The sequence below is a fragment of the Colwellia sp. MEBiC06753 genome (assembly GCF_053470325.1).
In genome coordinates this window covers 21084-44673 of sequence record NZ_JBQMTM010000011.1, presented here as the reverse complement: position 1 = coordinate 44673, position 23590 = coordinate 21084, and the positions used below count along the sequence as shown (strand labels likewise).

24 protein-coding genes are annotated in these 23590 nt (G+C 40.9%); 10 read left to right on the top strand and 14 right to left on the bottom strand.

The features are described from left to right. Positions 1–38: 38 nt before the first annotated feature. Genes lptB through ACOB82_RS10015 form a run of 6 tightly spaced genes read right to left on the bottom strand, consistent with a single transcriptional unit; the run spans position 39 to position 4320 of the window. Positions 39–770 carry an LPS export ABC transporter ATP-binding protein gene (gene lptB, locus ACOB82_RS10040; protein WP_448212853.1) on the bottom strand — a complete coding sequence of 244 codons (732 nt, stop codon included), beginning with the start codon at positions 768–770 and terminating at the stop codon, positions 39–41. Continuing rightward, complete coding sequence (gene lptA, locus ACOB82_RS10035; protein ID WP_448212852.1) at positions 771–1277, bottom strand: lipopolysaccharide transport periplasmic protein LptA; 507 nt, start codon at positions 1275–1277, stop codon at positions 771–773. Further along, positions 1243–1809 (bottom strand): LPS export ABC transporter periplasmic protein LptC, encoded by a 567-nt coding sequence (gene lptC, locus ACOB82_RS10030; protein WP_448212851.1) that lies wholly within the window; start codon positions 1807–1809, stop codon positions 1243–1245. The genes lptA and lptC overlap by 35 nt, the downstream gene beginning before the upstream one ends. After that, complete coding sequence (kdsC, locus tag ACOB82_RS10025; RefSeq protein ID WP_448212850.1) at positions 1806–2354, bottom strand: 3-deoxy-manno-octulosonate-8-phosphatase KdsC; 549 nt, start codon at positions 2352–2354, stop codon at positions 1806–1808. Before kdsC ends, lptC begins: the two co-directional genes overlap by 4 nt. After that, entirely contained in the window at positions 2354–3325 is a 972-nt protein-coding gene (locus ACOB82_RS10020) for a KpsF/GutQ family sugar-phosphate isomerase (protein WP_448212849.1), read from the bottom strand. The genes kdsC and ACOB82_RS10020 overlap by 1 nt, the downstream gene beginning before the upstream one ends. Before the next feature lie 14 nt (positions 3326–3339). Then, positions 3340–4320, bottom strand: coding sequence for a calcium/sodium antiporter (locus tag ACOB82_RS10015; RefSeq protein ID WP_448212848.1), 981 nt, complete (start codon positions 4318–4320; stop codon positions 3340–3342). 319 nt (positions 4321–4639) lie between these two features. Here ACOB82_RS10015 and mlaF point away from each other — a divergent pair, with 319 nt between their 5' ends. The 8 genes from mlaF to ACOB82_RS09975 all read left to right on the top strand — a co-directional run bounded on the left by mlaF (position 4640) and on the right by ACOB82_RS09975 (position 10736). Continuing rightward, a complete protein-coding gene (mlaF, locus tag ACOB82_RS10010; RefSeq protein WP_448212847.1) occupies positions 4640–5446 on the top strand; it encodes a phospholipid ABC transporter ATP-binding protein MlaF in 807 nt (268 codons plus the stop codon). After that, a complete protein-coding gene (mlaE, locus tag ACOB82_RS10005) occupies positions 5446–6222 on the top strand; it encodes a lipid asymmetry maintenance ABC transporter permease subunit MlaE (protein WP_448212846.1) in 777 nt (258 codons plus the stop codon). The genes mlaF and mlaE overlap by 1 nt, the downstream gene beginning before the upstream one ends. 34 nt (positions 6223–6256) lie before the next feature. After that, a complete protein-coding gene (mlaD, locus tag ACOB82_RS10000) occupies positions 6257–6727 on the top strand; it encodes an outer membrane lipid asymmetry maintenance protein MlaD (RefSeq protein WP_448212845.1) in 471 nt (156 codons plus the stop codon). A 2-nt stretch (positions 6728–6729) separates the two neighbouring features. Continuing rightward, a complete protein-coding gene (mlaC, locus tag ACOB82_RS09995) occupies positions 6730–7374 on the top strand; it encodes a phospholipid-binding protein MlaC (protein ID WP_448212844.1) in 645 nt (214 codons plus the stop codon). Next, positions 7374–7676: an STAS domain-containing protein gene (locus ACOB82_RS09990; protein ID WP_448212843.1), complete on the top strand. Its 303-nt coding sequence runs from the start codon at positions 7374–7376 to the stop codon at positions 7674–7676. Before mlaC ends, ACOB82_RS09990 begins: the two co-directional genes overlap by 1 nt. Before the next feature lie 21 nt (positions 7677–7697). Further along, a complete protein-coding gene (locus ACOB82_RS09985; protein WP_448212842.1) occupies positions 7698–7955 on the top strand; it encodes a BolA family protein in 258 nt (85 codons plus the stop codon). Positions 7956–7976: 21 nt separating this feature from the next. Then, positions 7977–9239, top strand: coding sequence for a UDP-N-acetylglucosamine 1-carboxyvinyltransferase (gene murA, locus ACOB82_RS09980; RefSeq protein WP_448212841.1), 1263 nt, complete (start codon positions 7977–7979; stop codon positions 9237–9239). Between the two features lie 255 nt (positions 9240–9494). Further along, positions 9495–10736, top strand: coding sequence for a sterol desaturase family protein (locus ACOB82_RS09975; protein ID WP_448212840.1), 1242 nt, complete (start codon positions 9495–9497; stop codon positions 10734–10736). Here ACOB82_RS09975 and ACOB82_RS09970 read toward each other — a convergent pair. From ACOB82_RS09970 to ACOB82_RS09955, 4 genes are all read right to left on the bottom strand, one after another. Beyond that, complete coding sequence (locus ACOB82_RS09970; RefSeq protein ID WP_448212839.1) at positions 10689–11348, bottom strand: lysoplasmalogenase; 660 nt, start codon at positions 11346–11348, stop codon at positions 10689–10691. The two genes, ACOB82_RS09975 and ACOB82_RS09970, sit on opposite strands and share 48 nt — an antisense overlap. A gap of 33 nt (positions 11349–11381) precedes the next feature. Further along, the gene (locus tag ACOB82_RS09965; protein ID WP_448212838.1) at positions 11382–12137 is read right to left on the bottom strand and encodes a SapC family protein; all 756 of its coding nucleotides are present in this window, start codon (positions 12135–12137) and stop codon (positions 11382–11384) included. A 175-nt stretch (positions 12138–12312) separates the two neighbouring features. Further along, positions 12313–14538 (bottom strand): dehydrogenase E1 component subunit alpha/beta, encoded by a 2226-nt coding sequence (locus ACOB82_RS09960; protein WP_448212837.1) that lies wholly within the window; start codon positions 14536–14538, stop codon positions 12313–12315. A gap of 91 nt (positions 14539–14629) precedes the next feature. Next, complete coding sequence (locus ACOB82_RS09955) at positions 14630–15814, bottom strand: acyl-CoA dehydrogenase (RefSeq protein WP_448212836.1); 1185 nt, start codon at positions 15812–15814, stop codon at positions 14630–14632. A gap of 238 nt (positions 15815–16052) precedes the next feature. Between ACOB82_RS09955 and ACOB82_RS09950 the strand changes: the two genes are divergently transcribed. Further along, positions 16053–16886, top strand: a complete 834-nt coding sequence (locus tag ACOB82_RS09950; RefSeq protein WP_448212835.1) for a LysR family transcriptional regulator — start codon at positions 16053–16055, stop codon at positions 16884–16886. Between the two features lie 153 nt (positions 16887–17039). Here ACOB82_RS09950 and ACOB82_RS09945 read toward each other — a convergent pair whose 3' ends face one another. The 4 genes from ACOB82_RS09945 to ACOB82_RS09930 form a co-directional block, all read right to left on the bottom strand. Then, positions 17040–18584, bottom strand: a complete 1545-nt coding sequence (locus ACOB82_RS09945; RefSeq protein WP_448212834.1) for a methyl-accepting chemotaxis protein — start codon at positions 18582–18584, stop codon at positions 17040–17042. A gap of 318 nt (positions 18585–18902) precedes the next feature. Further along, positions 18903–20576, bottom strand: coding sequence for a M28 family metallopeptidase (locus tag ACOB82_RS09940; RefSeq protein WP_448212833.1), 1674 nt, complete (start codon positions 20574–20576; stop codon positions 18903–18905). A gap of 267 nt (positions 20577–20843) precedes the next feature. Next, complete coding sequence (locus ACOB82_RS09935; RefSeq protein WP_448212832.1) at positions 20844–21197, bottom strand: hypothetical protein; 354 nt, start codon at positions 21195–21197, stop codon at positions 20844–20846. A gap of 113 nt (positions 21198–21310) precedes the next feature. Next, the gene (locus tag ACOB82_RS09930; RefSeq protein ID WP_448212831.1) at positions 21311–21682 is read right to left on the bottom strand and encodes a hypothetical protein; all 372 of its coding nucleotides are present in this window, start codon (positions 21680–21682) and stop codon (positions 21311–21313) included. A 377-nt stretch (positions 21683–22059) separates the two neighbouring features. Between ACOB82_RS09930 and ACOB82_RS09925 the strand changes: the two genes are divergently transcribed. Then, positions 22060–23559, top strand: a complete 1500-nt coding sequence (locus ACOB82_RS09925; RefSeq protein WP_448212830.1) for a sensor histidine kinase — start codon at positions 22060–22062, stop codon at positions 23557–23559. The last annotated feature ends 31 nt before the right edge of the window (positions 23560–23590 follow it).

Genomic DNA, 23590 nt, shown 5'->3' with positions numbered 1-23590 from the left:
TTTAAATTGGTGTTAATTTATTAATGTTATATTGCTTACTATAGCTTGAATTGCTCGCCTAGGTATACATCTCTTACTTGCTGATTTGCAAGAATTTGATCTGAATTACCTTCAGCAATTAATTCACCGTGACTGACGATATAAGCATGTTCACAAACATCGAGGGTTTCACGGACATTATGATCAGTGATTAATACGCCAATTCCGCGCTGTTTCAGATGAATAATAATCTTTTTTATATCGCCAACCGAAATCGGATCAACACCAGCAAACGGCTCATCTAGCAAAATAAAACGCGGGTCTGCCGCTAATGCCCGAGCAATTTCGACACGTCGGCGTTCACCACCTGATAAACTCATGCCAGTATTATCTCTAATATGGCCAATATTAAATTCTTCAATAAGCAGCTCTACTTTTTCTTCCCGCTCAAGTGCAGAGAGATCTTTTCGAGTTTGCAAAATCGCCATAATATTTTCGTATACGGTTAATTTACGAAAAATAGACGCTTCTTGTGGTAAATAGCCAATGCCTCGCCGCGCTCTTTCATGCATCGGCAATAAAGTTAAATCTTCATCATTTAACATGATTTGGCCGCCATCATTCGGCACTAAACCAACAATCATATAAAACGACGTTGTTTTACCAGCACCATTTGGCCCAAGAAGACCAACAATTTGCCCTTCCCCCACTTGTAAGCTGACATTTTTAACAACCTGTCGACCTTTATAGGCCTTTGCCAACCCTTTGGCAGATAATGTACCCTCTGCCATTTAATTATTACCTTTTGCTTTAGGTTTTAATATGGTGGTCACAGATTGTTCACCGCCTTCTGCTTCCAATTGTTCAGTTAAGGTATTGTAGACAATTTTATCACCGCTCACTTCACTGCCAGCTTGACGCAATAAAGCGTTGCCAGTGATAGTTATAGTATAGGTTGACGGCTCGTATTTAATTTCATCTGCTTGCAGGCGAATTTTGCTGCCATCTTCAAGTTGTTGTTCAAATACCGCTGGCTTACCTTTGGCTAAATAGGTTTCATTACCACGTTGTTCTTGGCTATAAACCTGTACTAAATCAGCCTGAATAGACAATGTTCCTTGAGTAATATTTACATCATCCAAATAACTGGCAATCCGGTTTTTTAAGTCGCCCGCTTGTCGTTTAGATTTAATAACAATCTCTTTTTCAAGGTCTAATTTTGCCGCGTATACTGGGGCAATAACGACTAACGCTATTGCCGCGTTAGCTAGTAGTTTTTTGATAAATCGTTTGCACATGCTCAGTCAATGTCATCTGTTTAGTATTTAAATCAATAATCAAGCCAGAACCATACATGGTAAAATCTTCTCCTTGAATCATGATCGTTTGATCAGAGCTGATTATGTTGGTATTCAAGTCTAATTCAAGGTACTTACAATGTATCTCTTTAATTAAACTATTTTCTTCCATCGCTGTTAACAACACCCTATTTTTTAATATCACACGGTTATTGCTATAAAGCGTGCCTTCAGCCGCTGCAAGTTTCCATGGCAAGGTATTATCTTTAGGGAAAATGGTATAGTTAGGAAATTCCAAGCGAGTAAACGAAAGCTCAGCGTAATGTTCCATGCGTTGGGCTTCAATTTTGTAGGACAATTTCCCTTCATCATTATAAATATCGCTGTTTAACACTTCGGCAATAAAGTCTGGTGTTAGTTCCGTATCAATAACATTAATATTATCCGTCTGTGCTTTGCGCCAATGCACAACGCCGTATGTCATCAGGCTAAACAACAAGATGGCAAATGCGAGCCAATGTAATCGGCTCATATACTTGCGCCTTTAGCCCCAGCCAACGTTTGCTGACTAAACATGATTAAATCACACAATTCTCGTACTGCGCCAAAGCCACCTTTGGTAAAGGTTTGATAATCAGCATGTTTAATCACATAAGGGTGAGCGTCTTGAACGGCAACTCCTAAACCAACATGCGAAATACATGGCATATCAGCCATGTCATCACCAATGTAAGCCACCTGCTGAGGAGAAAGCCCAAGCGTGTTCAATATGTCTAACATCGCAGGCATTTTATCTTCTTGGCCTTGAACAATATGTTTCACCGTTAACGCTGTCATACGTGACTCAACTATGTGCGAACGTCTGCCAGTAATAATCGCCACTTCGACACCAGAGTTTATTAATGCTTTAATACCGAAGCCATCTTTAGTATGAAACGCTTTAAGTTCCTCACCATCGTTACCTAAGTAAATACGGCCATCAGAAAACACACCGTCAACATCGCAAACTAGCAACTTTATCGCTTTGGCTTTTTCAATAATGCGCTGATCAACATCACCATAAAGGGTTTCTACCATTACAGTACTCCCGACTTTAATAAGTCATGCATATTCATCGCACCAATCGGCTTTTGATCTTCATCAACCACAATCAAGCCATTTATTTTTTTGTCTTCCATTATCTTAAGTGCCTCAGCCGCCAGCATATCTTGCTCAGCAACTCGTGGCGATTTAGTCATTACATTGGCAATCACATCTTGGTGAATATCCACTTGATTGTCTAGTATTCGACGCAAATCACCGTCGGTAAAGATACCCACTAAACTCCCCTGTTCATTGACTACGCCAGTCATACCTAAACCTTTTTGTGACACTTCAACTAAGGCTTCTTTGATAAGCGCACGTTCACCAACAATCGGCAAGCGCTCGCCAGTATGCATAATATCAGACAATCTTAATAGTAAGCGTTTGCCCAAACTACCACCTGGGTGAGAAAGCGCAAAATCATCAGCAGTAAAACCACGAGCCTTTAGCAAAGCGACAGCGATGGCATCGCCCATTACTAAGGTTGCGGTAGTGCTAGAAGTTGGCGCTAAACCAAGCGGACACGCTTCTTGTTCAACGTGCACACATAAATGGTATTCCGCTAACTTCGCCAATGTTGACTCTGGATTACCCGTCATTGAAATTAAGGTCGCACCGATACGTTTAATCACTGGCGCTATCGCTAGTACTTCACCAGTTTCTCCTGAGTTTGATATAGCAAGCACAATATCATCTTTAGTGATCATACCTAGGTCGCCATGACTCGCTTCACCGGGGTGAACAAAAAATGCGGGTGTACCTGTACTGGCTAAAGTCGCTGCTATTTTGCCACCGATATGCCCGGATTTACCCATGCCAACAACAATAATACGACCATGGCACGTCATCATTGACTGACAGGCTAGCGCAAACTCTTGATTAATAAAGCTATGTAAACCTTTAACCGCATTGGTTTCAATATCAATAACTTGTTTAGCTAAGGCAATAAAGTTGAATTCGTTCATAAGACTCAGTTCCGTTATGCCAAGTTAGAAAAGAGTAACACTTGATAGCCGATGAAGGTTAAAAACAGCACCCCACCTTTTAATCGTGTAATTCTAAACGCACCTTTTTTACGGCTAAAACATAATGCAAATAGCAGTAATGTGACACCAACCATATATGGGGCGTCGCGCGTTGCAGCACTGGCATCAATAACTCCAGGAGCAATTAAGCCCGGCAATGACAGCACAGCCAAAATATTGAAAATATTAGAGCCAATAATATTACCCAGAGCTAAATCATCTTCTTTTTTGATGATACTCATAATACTGGCGGCCAACTCAGGTAAGCTGGTGCCAATGGCGATAATAGTTAAACCAATCACTAAATCACTGACACCAAAAGTTTTGGCAATAAATACTGCAGAATCGACTAAATAGTCAGCGCTAAGTGGCAACAAAATAATCCCCACAATTAACCAGAACAATGCAATACCATTACTGGTTGCTTCTGGCACTTCAGCTTCAGCTTCAACAATCATAGGGTCGTCAACGGGGTTGCTTTTTGCACGTTTTAAGGTAATAACCAGTAATGTCGCAATATAAACAAAAAAGCCCAGCATCAAGATACAACCTTCGGTAAACGAAAGCTCAACATCCATCAACATTAAATAAGCAATAACTGTAATTAATAAAATTAACGGTAATTCACGCTTAATGGTTGAAGAAGATACCTGCATAGGTTGAAACAGCGCGGTTAAGCCTAACACCAAGGCGATGTTGGTAATATTGGAACCTATCGCATTACCAATAGCCGTATTAGGGTTGCCAGCCATTGACGCAGTTGCTGCCACCATCATTTCTGGAGCCGACGACCCCATTGCGACAATAGTTAAACCGATAATCATTGGTGAAACACCAAAGTTACGCGCCACAGACGAGGCGCCATAGACAAATTTATCAGCACTCCAAACCAGTACAATTAACGAAACGATTAAAATAACGACTTGCAAAAACATTCAACACTCCTGATAAGTAGCTAAATTGTCGCTGTTAAGCTGATAAAAAAAAAGAGGAAAATGAAATTAGCTGTAAATATGCCGGCATTTGTTTAAAAAACCAACAAAAGCCTAATAAGATTTACGCTAACTATTGGTTATAAATTCACAAACACATTTACTAATCGACTCATAAACCGCAAAGTTTAGTATGGCTTACTTCACACTTAGTGACATTTAATCTGTAAATAATTGTCAATTTCGGATGAACAATTTTAGCTGCTAAGGTAATATTCGCCTCTTACAACTCACTTGTTAATTCAATGTTAAGCTCTGTTCGATGATTGATTCCTTAGTTGAAATAAAAAATATCACCTTTAAGCGTGAGCAACGAGTAATTTACGACAATATCAGCTTGTCTATCCCTAAAGGCAAAGTTACAGCGATTATGGGGCCTAGTGGCATAGGTAAAACAACGTTATTGCGATTAATTGGTGGGCAAATAAAACCTGAATCAGGCCAAATTTTGTTTGATGGCCATAATATACCGGCGTTAAACCGTAGCGCGCTTTATGACGTAAGAAAGCGCATGAGCATGTTATTTCAAAGTGGCGCTTTATTCACTGAAATGTCGGTGTATGACAATATCGCTTTCCCCATTCGCGAACATACAAAATTGCCTGAACATATCATTGAAAAAATGGTTTTAATGAAGCTAGAGGCCGTTGGTCTACGCGGCGCACGTCATTTGAAACCAAGCGAATTATCAGGTGGTATGGCAAGGCGCGCGGCCTTAGCTCGAGCGATTGCATTAGATCCAGAGCTCATCATGTACGATGAGCCATTTGCTGGCCAAGATCCAATATCAATGGGCGTCATTGTTCGTCTTATTAAGTCGCTTAATGATGCCTTGGGGCTAACTTCAGTGGTGGTTTCTCATGATGTACCTGAAGTCATGAGTATTGCCGATTATATTTATATTATTGCCGAGCAGAAAATTATCGGTCAAGGTACGCCGGATGAAGTGCGCAAAGCCAACTCGCCATTGGTTAAACAGTTTGTCGAAGGTGAAGCTGATGGCCCTGTGCCCTTTCACTTTAAGGCGCCACCATACAAGGAAGAATTATTGCGAGGCAGCAAATCATAATGAATGCATTAATTAATTTAGGTAGTAGCACTTTACGCTTTATTGCAGGCCTTGGTCATGCTGCATTAATGCTGTTTGCTGCCATATTTCAAGTGCCCAACCCAAGAAAAGGCTTTCCGCTTTTAATTAATCAGTTATACGCAGTTGGCGTATTATCACTGATCATCATTATTGTATCAGGCACCTTTATCGGCATGGTACTGGCGCTTCAAGGCTATACCATTTTAGTTGGCTATGGCGCAGAAGCGAGCTTAGGGCCGATGGTAGCGTTATCACTACTTCGTGAATTAGGGCCAGTAGTTGCGGCACTATTATTTGCTGGTCGCGCAGGTTCAGCGTTAACCGCAGAAATAGGTTTAATGAAAGCGACTGAGCAGCTATCAAGTATGGAAATGATGGCGATTGACCCATTAAGACGAGTCATCGCCCCAAGATTTTGGGCGGGCTTTATCAGCTTACCTTTGCTAGCAGCCATTTTTTCCGCTGTTGGTATTTTAGGTGCTCACTTAGTGGGTGTCGATTGGCTTGGCGTTGATGGCGGTACGTTTTGGTCAGTAATGCAAGCGCAAGTTGATTTTCAAAAAGATGTGCTTAATGGCATAATTAAAAGCGTCGTTTTCGCTTTTGTTGTGACATGGATAGCGGTTTACAAAGGTTACGCTTGTGAACCAACGTCAGAAGGTATCAGTAGAGCAACTACCGCAACGGTAGTGCAGTCTTCATTACTGGTATTAGGGTTAGATTTTGTATTAACCGCATTAATGTTTGCTCGTTAATCGGTTGAAAATTCATTTGAGTTAGGTGAAAGACATGACGTCTAAAAGAGTTGAATTAATGGTTGGTTTTTTTGTCGCGTTAGGTATTGCTGCGTTATTAGCGCTGGCTTTAAAAGTGGCAAACTCTGGCATTTCTGGCAATGGCGACACATATGAACTGTACGCTAAATTTGATAATATTGGCGGCTTAAAAGTACGTTCACCAATAAAAATTGGTGGTGTAGTTGTCGGCCGTGTTAGCAAGATTTCCCTCGACAGTGAAGACTATACACCGGTGGTGACTTTGGAAATATTTTCTGAGTACCAAGGTTTTTCAGAAGCAACGTCTATTTCAATATTAACCGCGGGCCTGTTAGGTGAGCAATATTTAGGCTTAGAGCCGGGTTTTATTGATGAGTCTGTCGGATTTTTAGAACCAGGCGATTACATTGAAGATACTAAACCTGCATTAGTATTAGAAGAGTTAATTGGCCAATTTTTATTTAGCCAAGGAAGTGGTGAGTAAACATGATGATTAAAAAAATTTTAAGCAGTTTTTTCGCAGTAGTTTTAGCATTTTCAGCGCATGCTGAAGTGGAAAAGTCGAATCCGTACACTATGATCCAAAAAGTTGCGGATATTACCTTTAAGCGTTTTGCTAACGAGCAAAGTACTATTCGCCAAAACCCGAACATATTAAAAGATATTGTTCGCGAAGAGCTATTGCCATATATCGACTATCGCTACGCAGCCTTTAAAGTAATTGGCGTAAACTTAAAAAACACCACCGAAGAAGAACGCGCAGCGTTTGTTCCTGTTTTTAGAGACTATTTAGTAACCTCCTACGCGCAGGTCTTCACCTTATATAACAATCAACAAGTTGAATTTGAACCAGCTAAAAAACTGGGCAATGAAAAAATTGTTGCAGTAAATACTCGCGTGCTAGAGCCTGGCCGCAACCCAATTGATATTTCTTTCAAAGTGCGTAAAAACCACAAAACTGACGAGTGGAAAGCCTTTGATATGATTGCTGAGGGCGTTAGCTTACTTGATAGTAAACAAGCAGAGCTAGCCAGCATTATTCGCCAGCAAGGCATAGCTGCTGCGACAACTATGTTAAAAGAAAAAGCTGAACGCGATGTCACCTTTAAATCAGATGAGCGCTCAAACTAATGAGCGCTTTGTCTATCCAGATCACTGATAACAACGCTAGTTTAGTCGGCGATCTTAACAGCACTTCAATATCAGCCTTAAAAAAGCAAGCGCACAAAGCGCTACTCACGTCAGACGCGATGAGCATAAGTTTGGATCAAGTGAAAGATGTTGATACTGCCGGTCTTGCTTGGTTACTTTATCTTATTGAACAAGCAAACCTCTGCAAGTGTCGGTTAACATTTGCAGACTTACCAGAAGATTTATTAAACTTAGCCAAATTAAGCGCTGTAGACGAATTTCTTTCGTCACCTTCATACTAGTATTTTCATTAGGAGATTCCCTTGGAAGTTTCTGAAATAGAACAAATTATTAATGACGCCATTACCTTAGACGAGTTACATGTCGCATTCGACGGCTCGCAATGTAAAGTCATCGCGGTAGCTGAAATATTCGGTGAATTAAGCCGAGTTAAAAAGCAGCAGGCTATTTCAAAGCCATTAGCGCCAGCAATAAATGATGGTCGAATCCATGCTTTAACGGTAAAAACTTTTACGCCAGAGCAATGGAAAAAAGACAAAATGTTTAACCTTCCCCTTTAACCATTAATAAGATATAAGCCCTTGGATTCATTTAAAATTAATGGTGGTAATCCACTACATGGCGAAGTCACTATTTCTGGTGCTAAAAACGCCGCCTTACCAATTTTGATGTCAGCTATTCTAACTGATGAACAAGTGTTCATTAGCAATGTACCGCGTCTGAACGATATCAACACCACCATCAAATTATTAAATCAGCTAGGTGCTCACGTTGAGTGGTTAGATGAAAACAGCTTATCAATTACTGCAGGTTCAATTGATCAGCATATTGCCTCATACGAATTAGTAAAAACTATGCGTGCCTCAATATTGGTGCTTGGTCCTTTATTAGCAAAATTTGGTCATGCTGAAGTTTCATTACCTGGTGGCTGTGCTATTGGTGCTCGTCCGGTTGATTTACATATTCACGGCCTAAAGTTAATGGGTGCTGATATTGAAGTCGATCATGGTTATATCAAAGCGAAAACCAATGGTCGCTTAAAAGGTGCCACCATTTTCATGGATACCGTTAGTGTTACTGGCACTGAAAACTTAATGATGGCAGCCGCGCTTGCTGACGGCACAACGATTATCGAAAATGCTGCACGCGAGCCAGAGATTGTTGACTTAGCCGATTGCCTTAACGCTTTAGGTGCCAAAGTTTCTGGTGCTGGTACTGATATGCTTACCATTGAAGGCGTTGAAAAACTGCATGGTGGTCAACATCGCGTTATGGCTGATCGCATTGAAACAGGTACCTTTTTAGTCGCTGCTGCGGTAACCCAAGGTAAAGTTAGATGCATAAACGCCGAACCTAAAGCCCTTGATGCGGTATTAAGTAAATTACAAGAAGCTGGCGCTGACATCACCACTGGTGAAGATTGGATTGAACTTTCAATGACCAAACGCCCGAAAGCGGTAAACGTTAAAACGGCTCCGCACCCAGCATTTCCTACCGATATGCAGGCACAGTTTGTTACGCTAAATGTCTTAGCTGAAGGTTCGGCTCGCATTACCGAAACGATTTTTGAAAACCGATTTATGCACGTGCCTGAGCTGCAACGTATGGGTGCAGATATTGCTCTTGAAGGCAATACCGCAATTACCACTGGCGTTACTGAATTAAATGGTGCACAAGTGATGGCAACTGACTTACGCGCTTCGGCAAGTTTAGTGATTGCCGGCTTAGTGGCAACATCAGAAACTCAGGTTGATCGTATTTATCATATTGATCGCGGCTACCAACATATTGAAGATAAATTACAAGCCTTAGGCGCTGATATTCAGCGTGTTAAAGGTAGTTAATTAATTGGCCAGTTAATTTTTACTAGCCTTTTTAACCTCTACTTTTAAAAATCCTCTTTTCCATGCCGACATTTCTAGGCCCACAATATTGTGGGCTTTTTTATAGTTAATTTTTACAGGTTTATTGGCCGCTTCGCTTCATCGCATAAGTCAACTAAGGGTGACTTATGTAGTCACAAAATATCGTAGCCAGATCAATACTTTGTCTTTAATATAACCTATAGTGTCATCAGGATTCGTTTAAATTTTGCTGTTATGAGCTTTATAGTTACTGCAATTCCATTTTTCTTATTACTCATTATCATCGAATTAGTTGTTGATCGTATTAGGGGTACGCACTATTACCGATTTAATGACGCGTTAAGTTCATTAAGCTTAGGCATATTCAGCCGAATTAGCGGCATACTAATGGCGATGATCCCGTTATCAGCCTACTTTTGGATCTATCAACATTATGCCATTTTTCAATTTCCTAATAATGAGCCTTGGCTGTGGCTTTTAGCGTTTATCGCTTACGACTTAGGTTATTATTGGGTGCATCGTTTTGGCCACCGCATCGCTATTATGTGGGGTTCACATGTGGTGCATCACTCCAGTGAAGAATACAATTTAACTACGGCATTGCGTCAAACTGGCACACCAAGCGCTTTTGGCTGGTTAATCTTTTTACCACTCGCGTTTATCGGCATTAGTCCTTATTTGCTTGTCGCCTGTGGCTCGTTAAATCTTATCTACCAGTTTTGGGTACACACTCGCCATATCAATAAACTGCCAGCATGGTTTGAAGCAATCTTTGTAACACCTAGTCACCATCGCGTTCACCATGCATTAAATCGCGATTATATTGATAAGAATTTTGCTGGAGTATTTATTGTTTGGGATAAGCTATTTGGTTCATTTCAGACAGAAAAACCTGATGTTGATATTGTTTACGGCGTCAGCCATCAATTAAATAGCTGGAACCCTATTTGGGCTAATATACAAGTTTATTGGTATTTGTTATTAGACGCACTGCACACTAAGCGCTGGCAAGACAAAGTAAAGCTTTGGTTTAAGCCGCCAGGTTGGCGTCCACAAGATGTATCTGAGCAAGCACCAAGACAATACATTACCACTAAAACCATCAGTAAATATGAAACGCCACTGCCAAAAACTATTAAGTACTATTTAGCCATTCAGTTTATTAGTTGTTTAGCTTTAGTATTTGTATTTATGCTGAATGCTCGCTCTTTTGCCAGCTCAGTTAATTTAGTGTTATGCCTAATTGGCACCTATAATCTTGTGGTAATTAGCGCTATTCAAGCGCAAAAGGGCTGGTCAATTTATGGTGAACCACTACGCTTAGTTGTCACAAGCGCTGCATTATGGCTATTGCTAGCGAGTGACACCAGCACAATAGTATTTGCCGGCATCCTAAGCTTTAGCATAAGTTCGATGTTAATATTTACCTTAATTTGGCAGCGTACGGCTAAACTCCGACTGCCTAACCCCAGTTAACATTAAGTACTGCGCGGCATAATAAGTTAGCATCACCCAGTGACTAGAATAAGCTAACGGTGTGCTGAAAATACTCAAGGCGAGAATAGCGTCTGAGCATAAAAAGCTTAACGCACCAACGCCGACTAACTTGGATAACCGACTTTGCCATGCAGCAATTGCCATTAAGGTGATAACGGCTAAATATATGGCAACAGATATCATTAAATCAGCTGTTTTCGGTAACACTACAAACGCCATTGCAGCTGCAAACAAGCAAATGGCAATAGTCATTAGTTTTTGGTAAGCCAATAGCTTTACGCTGCGTAACCGAAAGTAATTAATGGCATAAAGTAATTGCGCTACTAGAAACGCTGCTAAGCCAAAAATAAAACTTTGTTCAATGGTTAATGCCAGCATAATATCGCCAATCGCTGAAGCAACCAACGCCGCTACGGTCAATAATCGAGTTACACCGGATAAATTAATGAGCGCAATTATTATTAAACAAAATATTGGTAACGCTTTAACTGCAAACTGCCCCAAAAATGGTGTGCTATTTATCAGTAAAAGGTAGCAAATGGCAGAGGCGAAAAAGCTAAAGGTTAGTAGTGAAGTTAGTTTTGTTGGCATAATTCTTATTATTAGGGTCTGCTGAACTTTCAGTTAATAACTCTGTTTATTAACGACATTTAGCTTAACGCCAACGATACCTTCACCCAATTTCGCGTGGCCTTGGATCAGCCGATTAATTTGAGTTAATGACGATAACATTGCATAAATAGGCCCGTAATAGCCTTGGGCCAATAACTCAGTTTGCTGAGCTTGTTCTAGACTGTTGAGTTTTTCTTCGTCTAAATAGTAAAGTCCTGTTAACGTGCTGTTTTCGCCACTTGCCAACGACAGCACTAAATCGACTGCTTGAATAACACCTAATTCTTTCATGTGTTTGATGAATTTACCGGTTGCCACTTGGCTGTAATACATTTGTTCAAGCTGCTGATTAATCTTTTTAAAGTAGTCAGTTGGCTGTTCGTTTTCAAACAATTGCTTACCGTTTTCATCACCTACCAAATTACTGTCCATGTTGAGATACGGCACAATATTTTTATCATTGTCAGGATCCATACCTAAGGCAAATGGCATAGCACTGGCGGCAAATGGAATATAAGCCAGTTGATGTTCACCTTGGTCATTAGCCAGCACATTACTGTTTAAGGCAAACGAGGTTAATGCCGCAATCGACATAGTTTTAGTTTCACTATTTTCAATAAAAAATAGTGGGTAACTTGACGCTGCCTGCAATAGCTCATTTACCGTTACCGACAAATGGTGCTGATTGGCTATAAATGCCCAATCAATCGCTGGACTAACAGTTAAGCTTTGATGCTCGCTTGGTTTTATCGCTTGAAAATCACTCATAATTATTTAGTTTTACTATTCATTTATTATTGTTGTAGCGCGGTATTTTCTATCTGTACAAATATACCATTACATAGCCAACACCGTTTCACAAGCGCGAACAGCTGCTCACCAATACTTAAACCCAAACATCAACCAATATATAAACCAATAAACGAAGGTCTGTTGCTCTTGGCTAATTCTTCACTAACTCAATCACTTTATTAACAATTTGTTGAGTTGAGGGCAGTACATGATAAGCCGCAGCACCTAATGGAATAAAGCTATCTTTGGCGGTAATTCGGCTGATATTAATATCAGCTGAATTTGGCATTTGCTCGGTAAGTAGCGTCACCAAAGCTTCGCTAATTGAACCCGTTTCTCGGCATTCATCAACAATTAGCACTTTAGAAAAATCATTAACCTGTTTAACTATGCCAGCTTCATCAAGTGGTGCCAGAAAGCGTAAATCGACAACGCTAATCTCGATACCTTGAGCTGCGAGTTGTTGCTGCGCCTGCCTCGACAAATAACAGCCATTGCCATAGGTTAAAATACACAGCTGTTGACCATTGCCATGCACGCGAATGCCCGTATTTATTTTATGATCAGCTAGCGCTTGATAGTGATAAGGGAATGTCCATTTGCCATCACCTTCTTCCGCTAAATCTTTAGTCATATAAAGCGCAATTGGCTCTAAGAAAATCACCACTCTTTGTTGCTCTTGCGCTAGCTTTATTGCACTGCGCATCATCTCCACGGCATCTTCACCGTTTGATGGGCAAGCTAATATCACCCCGGGAATATCACGAAATACGGCAAATGAATTGTCATTATGAAAATGGCCACCAAAGCCCTTTTGGTAAGCCAATCCTGCCACTCGAATAACCATAGGGTTAGTAAACTGTTTGTTGGAAAAAAACGACAGGGTTGCCGCTTCACCACGAATTTGATCTTCAGCGTTATGGACATAAGCCAAAAATTGAATTTCCGGCATCGGCAAAAAGCCATTGTGTGCCAAGCCAATCGCGCCACCGAGTATCGACTGCTCATCAAGCAAAGTATTCATCACGCGATTTTTACCAAAGCGTTCACTTAGCTTAGTGGTAACGTTATAAACGCCACCTTTTCGTGCAATATCTTCCCCTAACATCACGATATTTTGTTGTTCTGCCAGTGCATCCAATAGCGTCCAGTTAATTAACTTGGCTAAGTGCTGAGGTTTCGCCAAATTATGTTTATCATGACTAAAAAGCTGTTCCCGCTCTTGCTTAGAGACTTTGCGATAAAGCTCACTGCACTGCTTTGCAGTTAACCCATCAGGCACTATGCTGTTCATGACCTCTTTGGCATTTGCTAATTTTGGTTTTGTAATGGCAGCATTCACCCGTGACGCAATAAGCTTGGCAACATCATGATAACGATTAATAATGTCCTGCTTACTTAGCACCTGATGAGTGAGTAATAATTGGGCGCTGTGCAGTAATGGATCTTGGCTTTCTATTTCAGCAATTTTCGCTTCATCACGATATACAAACTCGGCATCAGATCCTGCATGCCCTAATAACCGCACCATATTGACATGCAAAAACACCGGTCGATGCTGCTCGCGTGCAATCTTGGCGGCAAGTTTGGTTTTTTCATAAGTATCTATCAGGTTTAAGCCGTCACAATACAAATATTGAATACCAGCTCTGTGCTGGAAATTAGCGGCAATCCAGCCTTTAGGGGTTGAGGTTGAAATTCCAATGCCATTATCTTCACAAATAAACACAATTGGCATCGGGATCGACTGATAGGCGCACCAAGCGGCGCTATTAATTGCCCCTTGCGCCGTTGAGTGGTTAGCTGAAGCATCACCAAAATTACAGATAATCACGCTATCATTAGGCATTGTGCCTTGATGATTTAATCGTGACGCCAGCCCAATGGCAAAAGCGGCGCCCATCGCTTTGGGTAAATGCGAGGCGATGGTGCTGGTTTGTGGGGGAATATTTAATGCTTTCGAGCCTAAGACTTTATGGCGACCACCAGAGATAGGATCGTCACTGGATGCCGCAAACGATAACAACATTTCATCAATTGGTGCGCCAAGCCCCGCCTCTTTCGAGCGTTGAATGCAAAAAGCGCCGCTGCGGTAATGCAAAAATGCCATATCATCAACATTAAACGCTTTGGCGTAAACAGCATTACCTTCATGGCCAGCACTACCAATGGTATAAAAACTTTGCCCTTGCTTTTGCATGTCCCGCGACTGAAAGTCTAAATGGCGACTAATCAATTGCGAGTCAAATAAATCAATCAACGCCTGATGGCTTAAGCCCACTTCTTCAGGCATTTTAGTGCTAGAAAGCGCCGGCAATTGCTCTGATTCAACAAAGCGAACAAAGTTTTCTTTTACCAATTGGTTGCGATCGACCATAAATATCCTTTTTATTATTTTTTTAAAAAGTTCTGGGTATTAAAATCAGCACAGAAAAATCAATATAAAAAATTAGCTTAAAAATTTAACGCTAGAAAAATGCCTGCAAGCCGGTTTGTGCTCGCCCTAAAATTAGCGCATGGACATCGTGAGTGCCTTCGTAGGTGTTGACTGCTTCTAAGTTCATCACATGCCTAATAACATGGAACTCATCGGCAATACCGTTGCCGCCGTGCATATCACGAGCCATTCGCGCAATATCTAATGCTTTACCACATGAGTTACGTTTAATTAGTGAAATAGACTCGGTTGGTAGCTGTCCTTCATCCATTAAACGTCCAGCCTGTAAACATGCCAATAAACCGGTAGTAATTTCAGTTTGCATATCCGCCAATTTCTTTTGAATTAACTGAGTTTGTGCCAATGGCCGACCAAACTGCTGACGATCTAAGGTGTATTGCCTCGCGCTATGCCAGCAAAATTCAGCCGCACCCAGCGCACCCCAAGCAATGCCGTAACGAGCTTTATTTAAGCAGCCAAATGGCCCTGATAAGCCTTGGGCATGAGGCAAGATATTGTCAGCAGGTACAAAGACATTATCCATTACGATTTCGCCAGTAATTGACGCTCTTAATGAGAACTTGCCTTCAATTTTTGGAGCCGACAGCCCAGCCATGCCTTTCTCTAAAATAAAGCCACGGATAACATTATCAAGCTTGGCCCAGACCACAAAAATATCGGCGACCGGCGAATTAGTGATCCACATTTTACTGCCGGTTAATTGGTAACCACCGTCAACTGCAACCGCTCGGGTTGCCATGCTCGCCGGATCAGAGCCAGAATTCGGTTCAGTTAAACCAAAGCAACCAATCAGTTCACCGGTTGCTAATTTTGGCAAATACTGCTGTTTTTGCGCTTCGCTGCCATAGGCAAATATCGGATGCATCACCAATGACGACTGAACACTCATTGCACTTCGGTAGCCGCTATCCACTCGTTCAACTTCTCGGGCAATAAGGCCATAGGAAACATAGTTAACGTCTGCACAGCCATATTGCTCTGGCAAGGTCGCCCCTAAAAGCCCGAGTGACCCCAGTTCTCGCATTATCTCTACATCAAAATGTTCATTGCGATTGGCATTAAGAATGCGCGGCATTAATTGCTCTTGGCAATAATCATGCGCACTATCGCGAATTAAGCGCTCTTCTTCAGTAAGTAATGATTCAAGTAACAGGGGATCTTGCCAATTAAAGGCAGCACGTTTTGCATCGCTCATAATGTTGTCCAAATAAAGTTGTCCAAATTAAGTGTTGTTCAAATTAGACGTGGTTCAAAGAATATCTTTCCATGCTAATCAAGCTTTAGCTAAAGTTAAAATACATTTTCACTAGACTAGCTATAGTTTTTAACTATACATTAAATACACCAGCAATAAGCAGGCTTTAGCAAGACATAATTTAAAGCCCGTTAAGTTAAAGCTTAACTTAAGCCCTAACAAAAGATAATTAGAATACATGGACTTACGCTCACTTAAATACTTTATCGCAGTATATGAAGGCCAAAGCTTTAGCGCCGCAGCCAAGCAATGTTTTATTGCGCAGCCGTCAATTTCTGCAGCTATTGCGCAATTAGAAGCCATGCTTAACGTCATCTTGTTTTCACGGCATGCTCGCGGTATTAAACCAACGCCAGCAGGTGAAAAACTCTATCCGCTGGCAAAGAAATTATTAGGCCAAGCCAGTGCGATTACCGCAACTTTTAATGAATCAGTCAATCACCCTGAATTTAAACTGGGTGTAACTAAAGGTTTAGGGGTCAAGCGCATGAGCGCTTTGCTAAAAGACTTCACCAGCAAGGCACCCAGTATGGCCTTAACTTTAGTGAACCCAGACGCCACTTGCGATGCTCGAATTGTCACCAAAGAAGAGCTATTAAGTGGCGAAACTGCGTTAGCACTTTGGCAGGAAAAGTATTTACTGGCAATGCCTTATGATCACCCGTTATCGCTAAATTCAACGGTCGCATTAGCGGATTTTGAACAACTGGCCATGATAAAGCGATCTCCCTGTAATGCTTGGCAGCAATTAGAGGAAGTCTTAGTTCAAGCGGGAATTACGCTGGATATTCGCGCGCAAATTCAAACTATTGATTATGCCTTAGGTTTGGTAAGCGCTGGCGTCGGGTGCGCAATTTTACCTGCCTATAATGAAGTGTTATCCCACAAAGACATCGTCTTTCGGCCAATTGAACGCTTATCGCTAAGTCGAGAAATTGTGCTGGCATACACTAAAGAAAGCCCTCTATTATCAACGCTGATAAAAGTATCTGGTAACCACCTGCAAGGCTAAAGCTTGTTGCTCTTTGTGGTATAAATTTGTCGATGTTTTTATCACTTGGTTAAAACACCAATAGCGCTTTATAACAACAAAAAAGCTGCGATAACGGTTAAGTTATCGCAGCTTGCTATTTACTTTGATATTGAAAGTTACTAATAAAGTAACTTATTTAAAGGTAGTACTCATACCTTCAATATCTTCAACATTCTTAAATACACTCACACTATTATTTTCAACCTGGCGTGCTATTTCTGTATTTTCATGTGAGATGCCACTTATGGTGTGAACGCTTTGGGTGATTTCATTAGCAACAACAGACTGTTCTTCGGCAGCAGTTGAGATTTGCGCGGTAACATCACCAAGTTCATTCATCATTTCAATGACATTATCCATTGATTCTTTTGCTTGCATCGATTCTTTATCACACTGCTCGGCATTGTCTTTGCTCGTTAACATCAATGAACTCCAAGAAACTAGGGTCTCTTGTAGTCCTTTTACCGAACCGCGAATTTGCTCGGTTGCACCTTGCGTGCGGCCAGCTAAGGTTCTCACTTCATCGGCAACAACCGCAAAGCCACGACCTTGCTCACCCGCTCGAGCAGCTTCAATCGCCGCATTTAGTGCTAACAGGTTTGTTTGATCAGCAATACCTTCGATTTCCGCCATAATACTAGCGATTTCATCGGCATCTGCCACCAACTTATTTGCCGTGTTCGCGGCATTTTCAACGTCATTCGCCAAAACACTAATTTTGTGTTGGCTTGAGCTCACCACATCAATGGCATCACCACAGGTAGCTTGCGCTGCTTTAACTTTGTCATAAGCACCCGTAGTATTTCGGCTAACTTCATCAATGGTGCTACTCATTTGAGTAATGGCAGTAGCTAGCTGATCTAGGTGTGAGCTTTCTTCCATGATCCCTTCAAAAGACTTAGCCGCTGAAGCTTGCAGTGCCTCCGCAACAGTTTTTAGATTGCGACCTGAATCATTACCACGCCCTAAAATCGTTCTAATTTTGGCACAAAGAATTTGTATAGGATAATCGATTATACCTATTTTCCCTTTGCCACTTAGAATAAGTCGGGTTGGGCTATCAAACTTAGTTTTAATGTCACTGGCATAGGCAGGGAAGCTGATCAGTTCTTCTGAATAAATCGCGACAATCGCCGCCATTAATAGCAGTGGGATCAGAGCTAATAAGAAGTTACCTGACAACCAAGCAGTTGCCACCGCAGCAATAACCGTTGCGGCAGCAGCTAAGCCATTTTTTAGCCCTTGATTTGCATGAAAATCAGTAACTGATTTACCTTGATTAATTGCATCATAAAGCGCTTGAGCTTTGTCTTTCGCTTCTTGCGTCGGTTTACAACGTACCGATTGATAACCAGTAACCACACCATTTTCATATAACGGCGTTACAAACGCATCCACCCAATAATAATCACCATTTTTACAGCGGTTTTTTACTAAACCACGCCAAGAGTCACCACGCTGTAACTTATCCCAAAGGTCAGCAAATGCCGCTTTTGGCATGTCACCATGGCGAACAATATTATGCGGTTTACCAATGAGTTCTTCAGGGGTATAACCTGCGACATCGCAAAAAATATCGTTAGCATAAGTAATCACACCGCGGGTGTCGGTAATAGAAACCAGTTGTTCTGACTCTGGAAATAAGACTTCCTTGCCATTTGATGATGAATTAGTCATAAAATTTCTTAAACCTGTTTGGGTTTTAAACTGAAAAAATTCGCAATTTGAAAATAAGTGTTGCGCTAAATCAAATTAATGCACCAGCAATGTTTTGTAAAATTGATTTATTTCAAAGAACTACACTTAAAATTACTCAGAGGATACTATAGTTTTACTAAAAAAATATTACCACCACTTCTGTCGCATATTATTGGGCGATTACCGAAACTTTCCAGTAACAAACTGCTATTTACTGAATTTAAACTGAGCTTAAGTTATTTATTCCGAAAAAAAAGCGCTTATTAAGCGCTTTTATAAAATAAAATTATCAAACAGTTATGGTCGCAACTCATCTCGAGCCGCTTTAAATTCTGAGCCCTGATGCCAATTTGGCCATTGGTTTGAATTAATCACATCAAGACCGGTCAAGAAATAAAGCTGTAAATCTTCAATCGCCCCATCCATTACCCAAGAATCATCATATTCATCACTTGGGCCGTGGTAATGGTTTTTCAGGTATTCCATTGATTTCTGCTCGCCGTATTCAATGCCTTTATCATTATGAACATAACCCGAGTTAGGATATAGCATTGGTACACCAAACTTAGCTAATTCAAAGTGATCTGAGCGATAGAAATAACCTTTTTCCGCTTCTGCATCCGCTTTTAATTCACGACCTTGCTCTTTAGCTCGAGTCGCTAAATAGCCTTCCAGTTCGCTCATACCTTTACCAATAACGGTCACATCTTTAGTTCGGCCAAAATTATTTAAGCCATCCATATTTAAGCCACCAATGGTTTTATCCAAAGGTACCAATGGATGTGCGGCATAATAAGCTGAGCCTAATAAGCCTTGTTCTTCAGCAGTTACCGCTAAAAACATTACCGAGCGCTTCTGTTTTTCTTCTAACGCAGCGAATGCTTTTGCTAACTCAATCAAACCAGCGGTTCCAGTGGCATTGTCTAAGGCGCCATTGTAAATGCCATCGCCTTCGGCTTCAGGGTTTGTACCAATATGATCCCAATGTGCCATGTAAATAAACACATCTTCGGGTGATTCGCTTCCTTCAATCATGGCGGCAACATTGCGTGAATTAACTTGAGCTAATTGCGTTTGCACCGCGACACTAGCCTTTACTGGCATAGGGACAGCTTTAAAGCCTGGCGTTTGAGCGGCCTGATACATTTCCGACAACACTAAGCCTGATTTAGCAAACAAGGCTTGGGCGTAATCGTAAGTAATCCAGCCCTCAATGGCTGATAAATCATCCCCTTTATTTGTTCGAACCATATCAAACTGTGGACCTGTCCAACTGGCACTAACTGTTGGCCAACCGTAAGCCGCAGGCTTAGTATCATGAATAATGATGGCGCCAGCTGCACCTTGGCGTGCGGCTTCATCAAATTTATAATCCCAACGACCATAATAGGTCATGGCATTGCCATTAAATAATTCTGGGTTTTGGGTTGCGTAACCTGGGTCATTAATTAACATCACTACCGTTTTGCCTGTCACATCAATATCTTGATAGTCATTCCAGTTACGCTCTGGTGCATTAATGCCATAACCAACAAACACTAATTCGCTATTTTCAATTGCAGCCTGATCAATTTGGCGACGTGTCCACACCACTTGGTCAGCACCATATTTTAATGCTAAGTCTTGCCCTGCTCCTGAAAACGTTAATGTTGGGCTGTTAATCACTTCCACTGACGCCAATGGCACATTTTGGGTATAGCTATCACCATTGGCTGGTGCTAAACCAATATCTTTAAACGCGGAAACTAAATAGTTCACCGTAAGTTCTTCACCTTCGGTGCCTGGTGCTCGACCACCGAATTCATCAGAAGCAAGTGTTTTAACGTGTTGAGTGTATGATTGCTCAGTAATGGCGTTTTTAGCATCAAACGCTTTTACCGGCATTGGTTCGCTGACGGTTTGCTGCGTTGGCGCGGGGTTGCAACCAGTGAGTAAGGCTAACGGGATTAAAGTGCCCAGCATCTTTTTCATGATTTATCCTATCGAATAGCTCGAAATTATTGTTATTGTTCAAGTGTTATTGTTCAGCTAAGGCTATCACTTTTACTACGCTTACCCAATAGCGAAAGGCAGCAGATAAAATCAATAGACCAAACGATAATCAGCAAGCCGTATACTACAAACCTTTAATGGTAAACTTTTAACAGCCGGCCTTTTAACGGTAAACAATGACAAATAACAATAACTAACGCTAACCTAGGATAAAAACATGCAACCAAATATTTTTGCAAATGTCGATTAAGCAATTTTAAGTTGCTCCGCCTGAGTCGCAACTTTCTTATTATCTTTAGTATCACATTCAATCGAGAGTGTGGCATTTTCAGCAACGGCTAACTGGGACTCATTACCCAGCCGTAACTCTTTAACACCCAAGCGCTGGCACATGGCTTTGAAAGTTTGTAGATCTTGAGCAGTAAATTGTTGGTCACTCGCATGTAGTGCACCATCTAAAAAGGCAAAATCACCATTGATGTTCATTTGCGCAATTGCTTTGTAGGGCTTTCCATAGCTATCAACTTTAAGTGCACGAACCATTTTTACTTCAAAAATCCAGTCATCCATGTGCACACAACGTGAAATAGCTTCAGTCATTTTCTCACCTGTGGTTAATCATCTAAAAAATCTCCCGATAAAAAAGCCGATTGTAGGTTGGGGAACAATCGGCAAAAAGGAAAGATCACAGTTGTATATTAAAAAGGCTGATTTTAGATATTAGTTTTTAATTCTACTTTCGCTAAGTAATCTTTTAGCTCTTGTTGGCTAATACCGTTGTCAGCATTAACATCAATTTTTTTGAATTCTTTTTTAAGGAGTTCATTGTTGGCACTACCTAACTCAACTTCAGTTATAACACCATTTTTATCAGCGTCTAATGGCTCAAATAACTCGGTATGTGCAACAACTTCGTCTGCCTTTACATTGGCAGAGCGCGCAACTGATGACTTTTCTACCGCAACGTTAGCTTTAGCATCAGCTTTGGCTTTGTCAGCAAGGTTATTATCTGCTTTGACTACGGAAGATAACGCGGCACCAATAACGACGAACGCAGAGAGTTTTAAAAGGCTAATGTTTTTCATGGTTGTTTCCTTGTTTTTTATCTAAATACAGGTATTGATTATATTTGCAGGTGGTTAACCCCCCTGAACTGAACCTGATATTGCAGCTAACACACCAACATTTATAACCCACTGTTTTTATTTGATTTATTTAAAAAACCAGCAAATACATCCTCAAAAAAACACAAAAACCGTTGCTAGTTAGCGACACTAAAAGAAATTTCTTCGCAAATTTAATTAACATCAATCTCAGTATAGAAAACTTATAATTAAATTTCAGTCAGTTACAAACAGAAACTAATGAAAAACCAACTGTTGCCAGTTAGCGACAGTGTTGAATTTGTGCTATAAACCGCATACAAACTGAGGGTGTTTCTCTAGCTGGTAAAAGAAAATTAATGTCTTTAATACTCACCAAGTTTAATCAAACGTTACAACACGTCGCCCAACTGTCGATTAAGCGACTAACCGTACTCGGCTTTACTTTAGTGTTGGCACCACTGTTAGCAACGTTAGTATTTATGGCGGAACAAACCAAAAACGTATCTAATGAAGGAGCACAGACTGTTTTAGAGGTCTCAGCATTAGTAGAAGCAAATGAAGCGTTAACCTTAGCATTAACAAAAGCCGAACGTTTTGCTAATCAATTTATCGTGTTACGCGATGAGGAATTGCTTGATAGATTCAGTGTTGAACACTTTAAAGCCATCAGTGTTATTGAAAATCAATTTAACCTGATGCAAGACCCTAAGCTTACCAGTGCCTTAGCGTCGCTGACTGAAATATTGTCGCAGGTAGCGATTAAGTTGCCACGTTTACCACCATCGTTTGATGAACTATCAGAAACTGAGCGAGTTTTTCAGCAAATCGCCGATCTTAATCACGCTATTAATGAGCGAAGTGGTCAACTCATTCAAGTTGCCGCGCTAGAAATAAGAAACCAGCAACAAAATGTTGATAGCTTAATTTACAAAAGCTTATTAATTATCCCTATATCTATTTTTATCGCAGGTATTTTCACGCTGTTAATTACTCGACCACTCAAGCAGTTGGTTAAACAAATACAGGTATTAGAACAAGGTAAGTTTGAACAAAAAATTGAGATATCAGGGTCTGCAGAAGTTAAAGAAATAGCCAATGCATTAGATATTATGCGCACTCGGCTACACGCCTTAGAACTACAAAAATCAAGCTTTATTCGCCATATATCCCATGAACTCAAAACCCCGTTGGCAGCAATTCGAGAAGGCAGCTCGTTACTGGATGATAATAGCCTTGGTCAATTAAATGCTAGTCAATATGAAGTCAGTCAAATCATTGTTAGCAATGTCAGCCGACTACAGCAGCTTATTGAAGACTTACTGGCATTTAATATCGTGCTCGACTCAACTAGCTTGCAAGACAGTGAGAAATTCGAACTGTTGCCACTTATTGAACAAGTCATTAGTCAGCATCGCTTAACGCTTGATAAAAAGCCTTTACAGTTACGGTTAGATATTCCCGCCATCGCGGTTTACAGCAATCGCAAGCAACTCGCGGTAATTATTGAAAATTTAGTGTCAAACGCCATTAAATATGTCCCGGCTAAGCGCGAACTAACGATAAGTGCAGACATTGATAAACAAGCTCTAATTTTAAAGGTTAGTGATAATGGCGATGGTATCAGCGAAACCGATCAGCGACGTATTTTCGAGGCATTTTATCAAGGTGCAGCGCCTGATACTGGTGACATTAAAAGTAGTGGCTTAGGTTTGACCATAGTGAAAGAGCTAGTGATGCGTTTGAATGGTCAAATTGACATTAGTTCTAGCCAAGAACCCGACAACCATGGCACAACCTTTACCGTCACTTTACCAAGGGCAATTTATCTTGAGCCTTCAGGTCATCAACACAACTAGCCGCACTACGACTCACAAAAACGAAGGAATA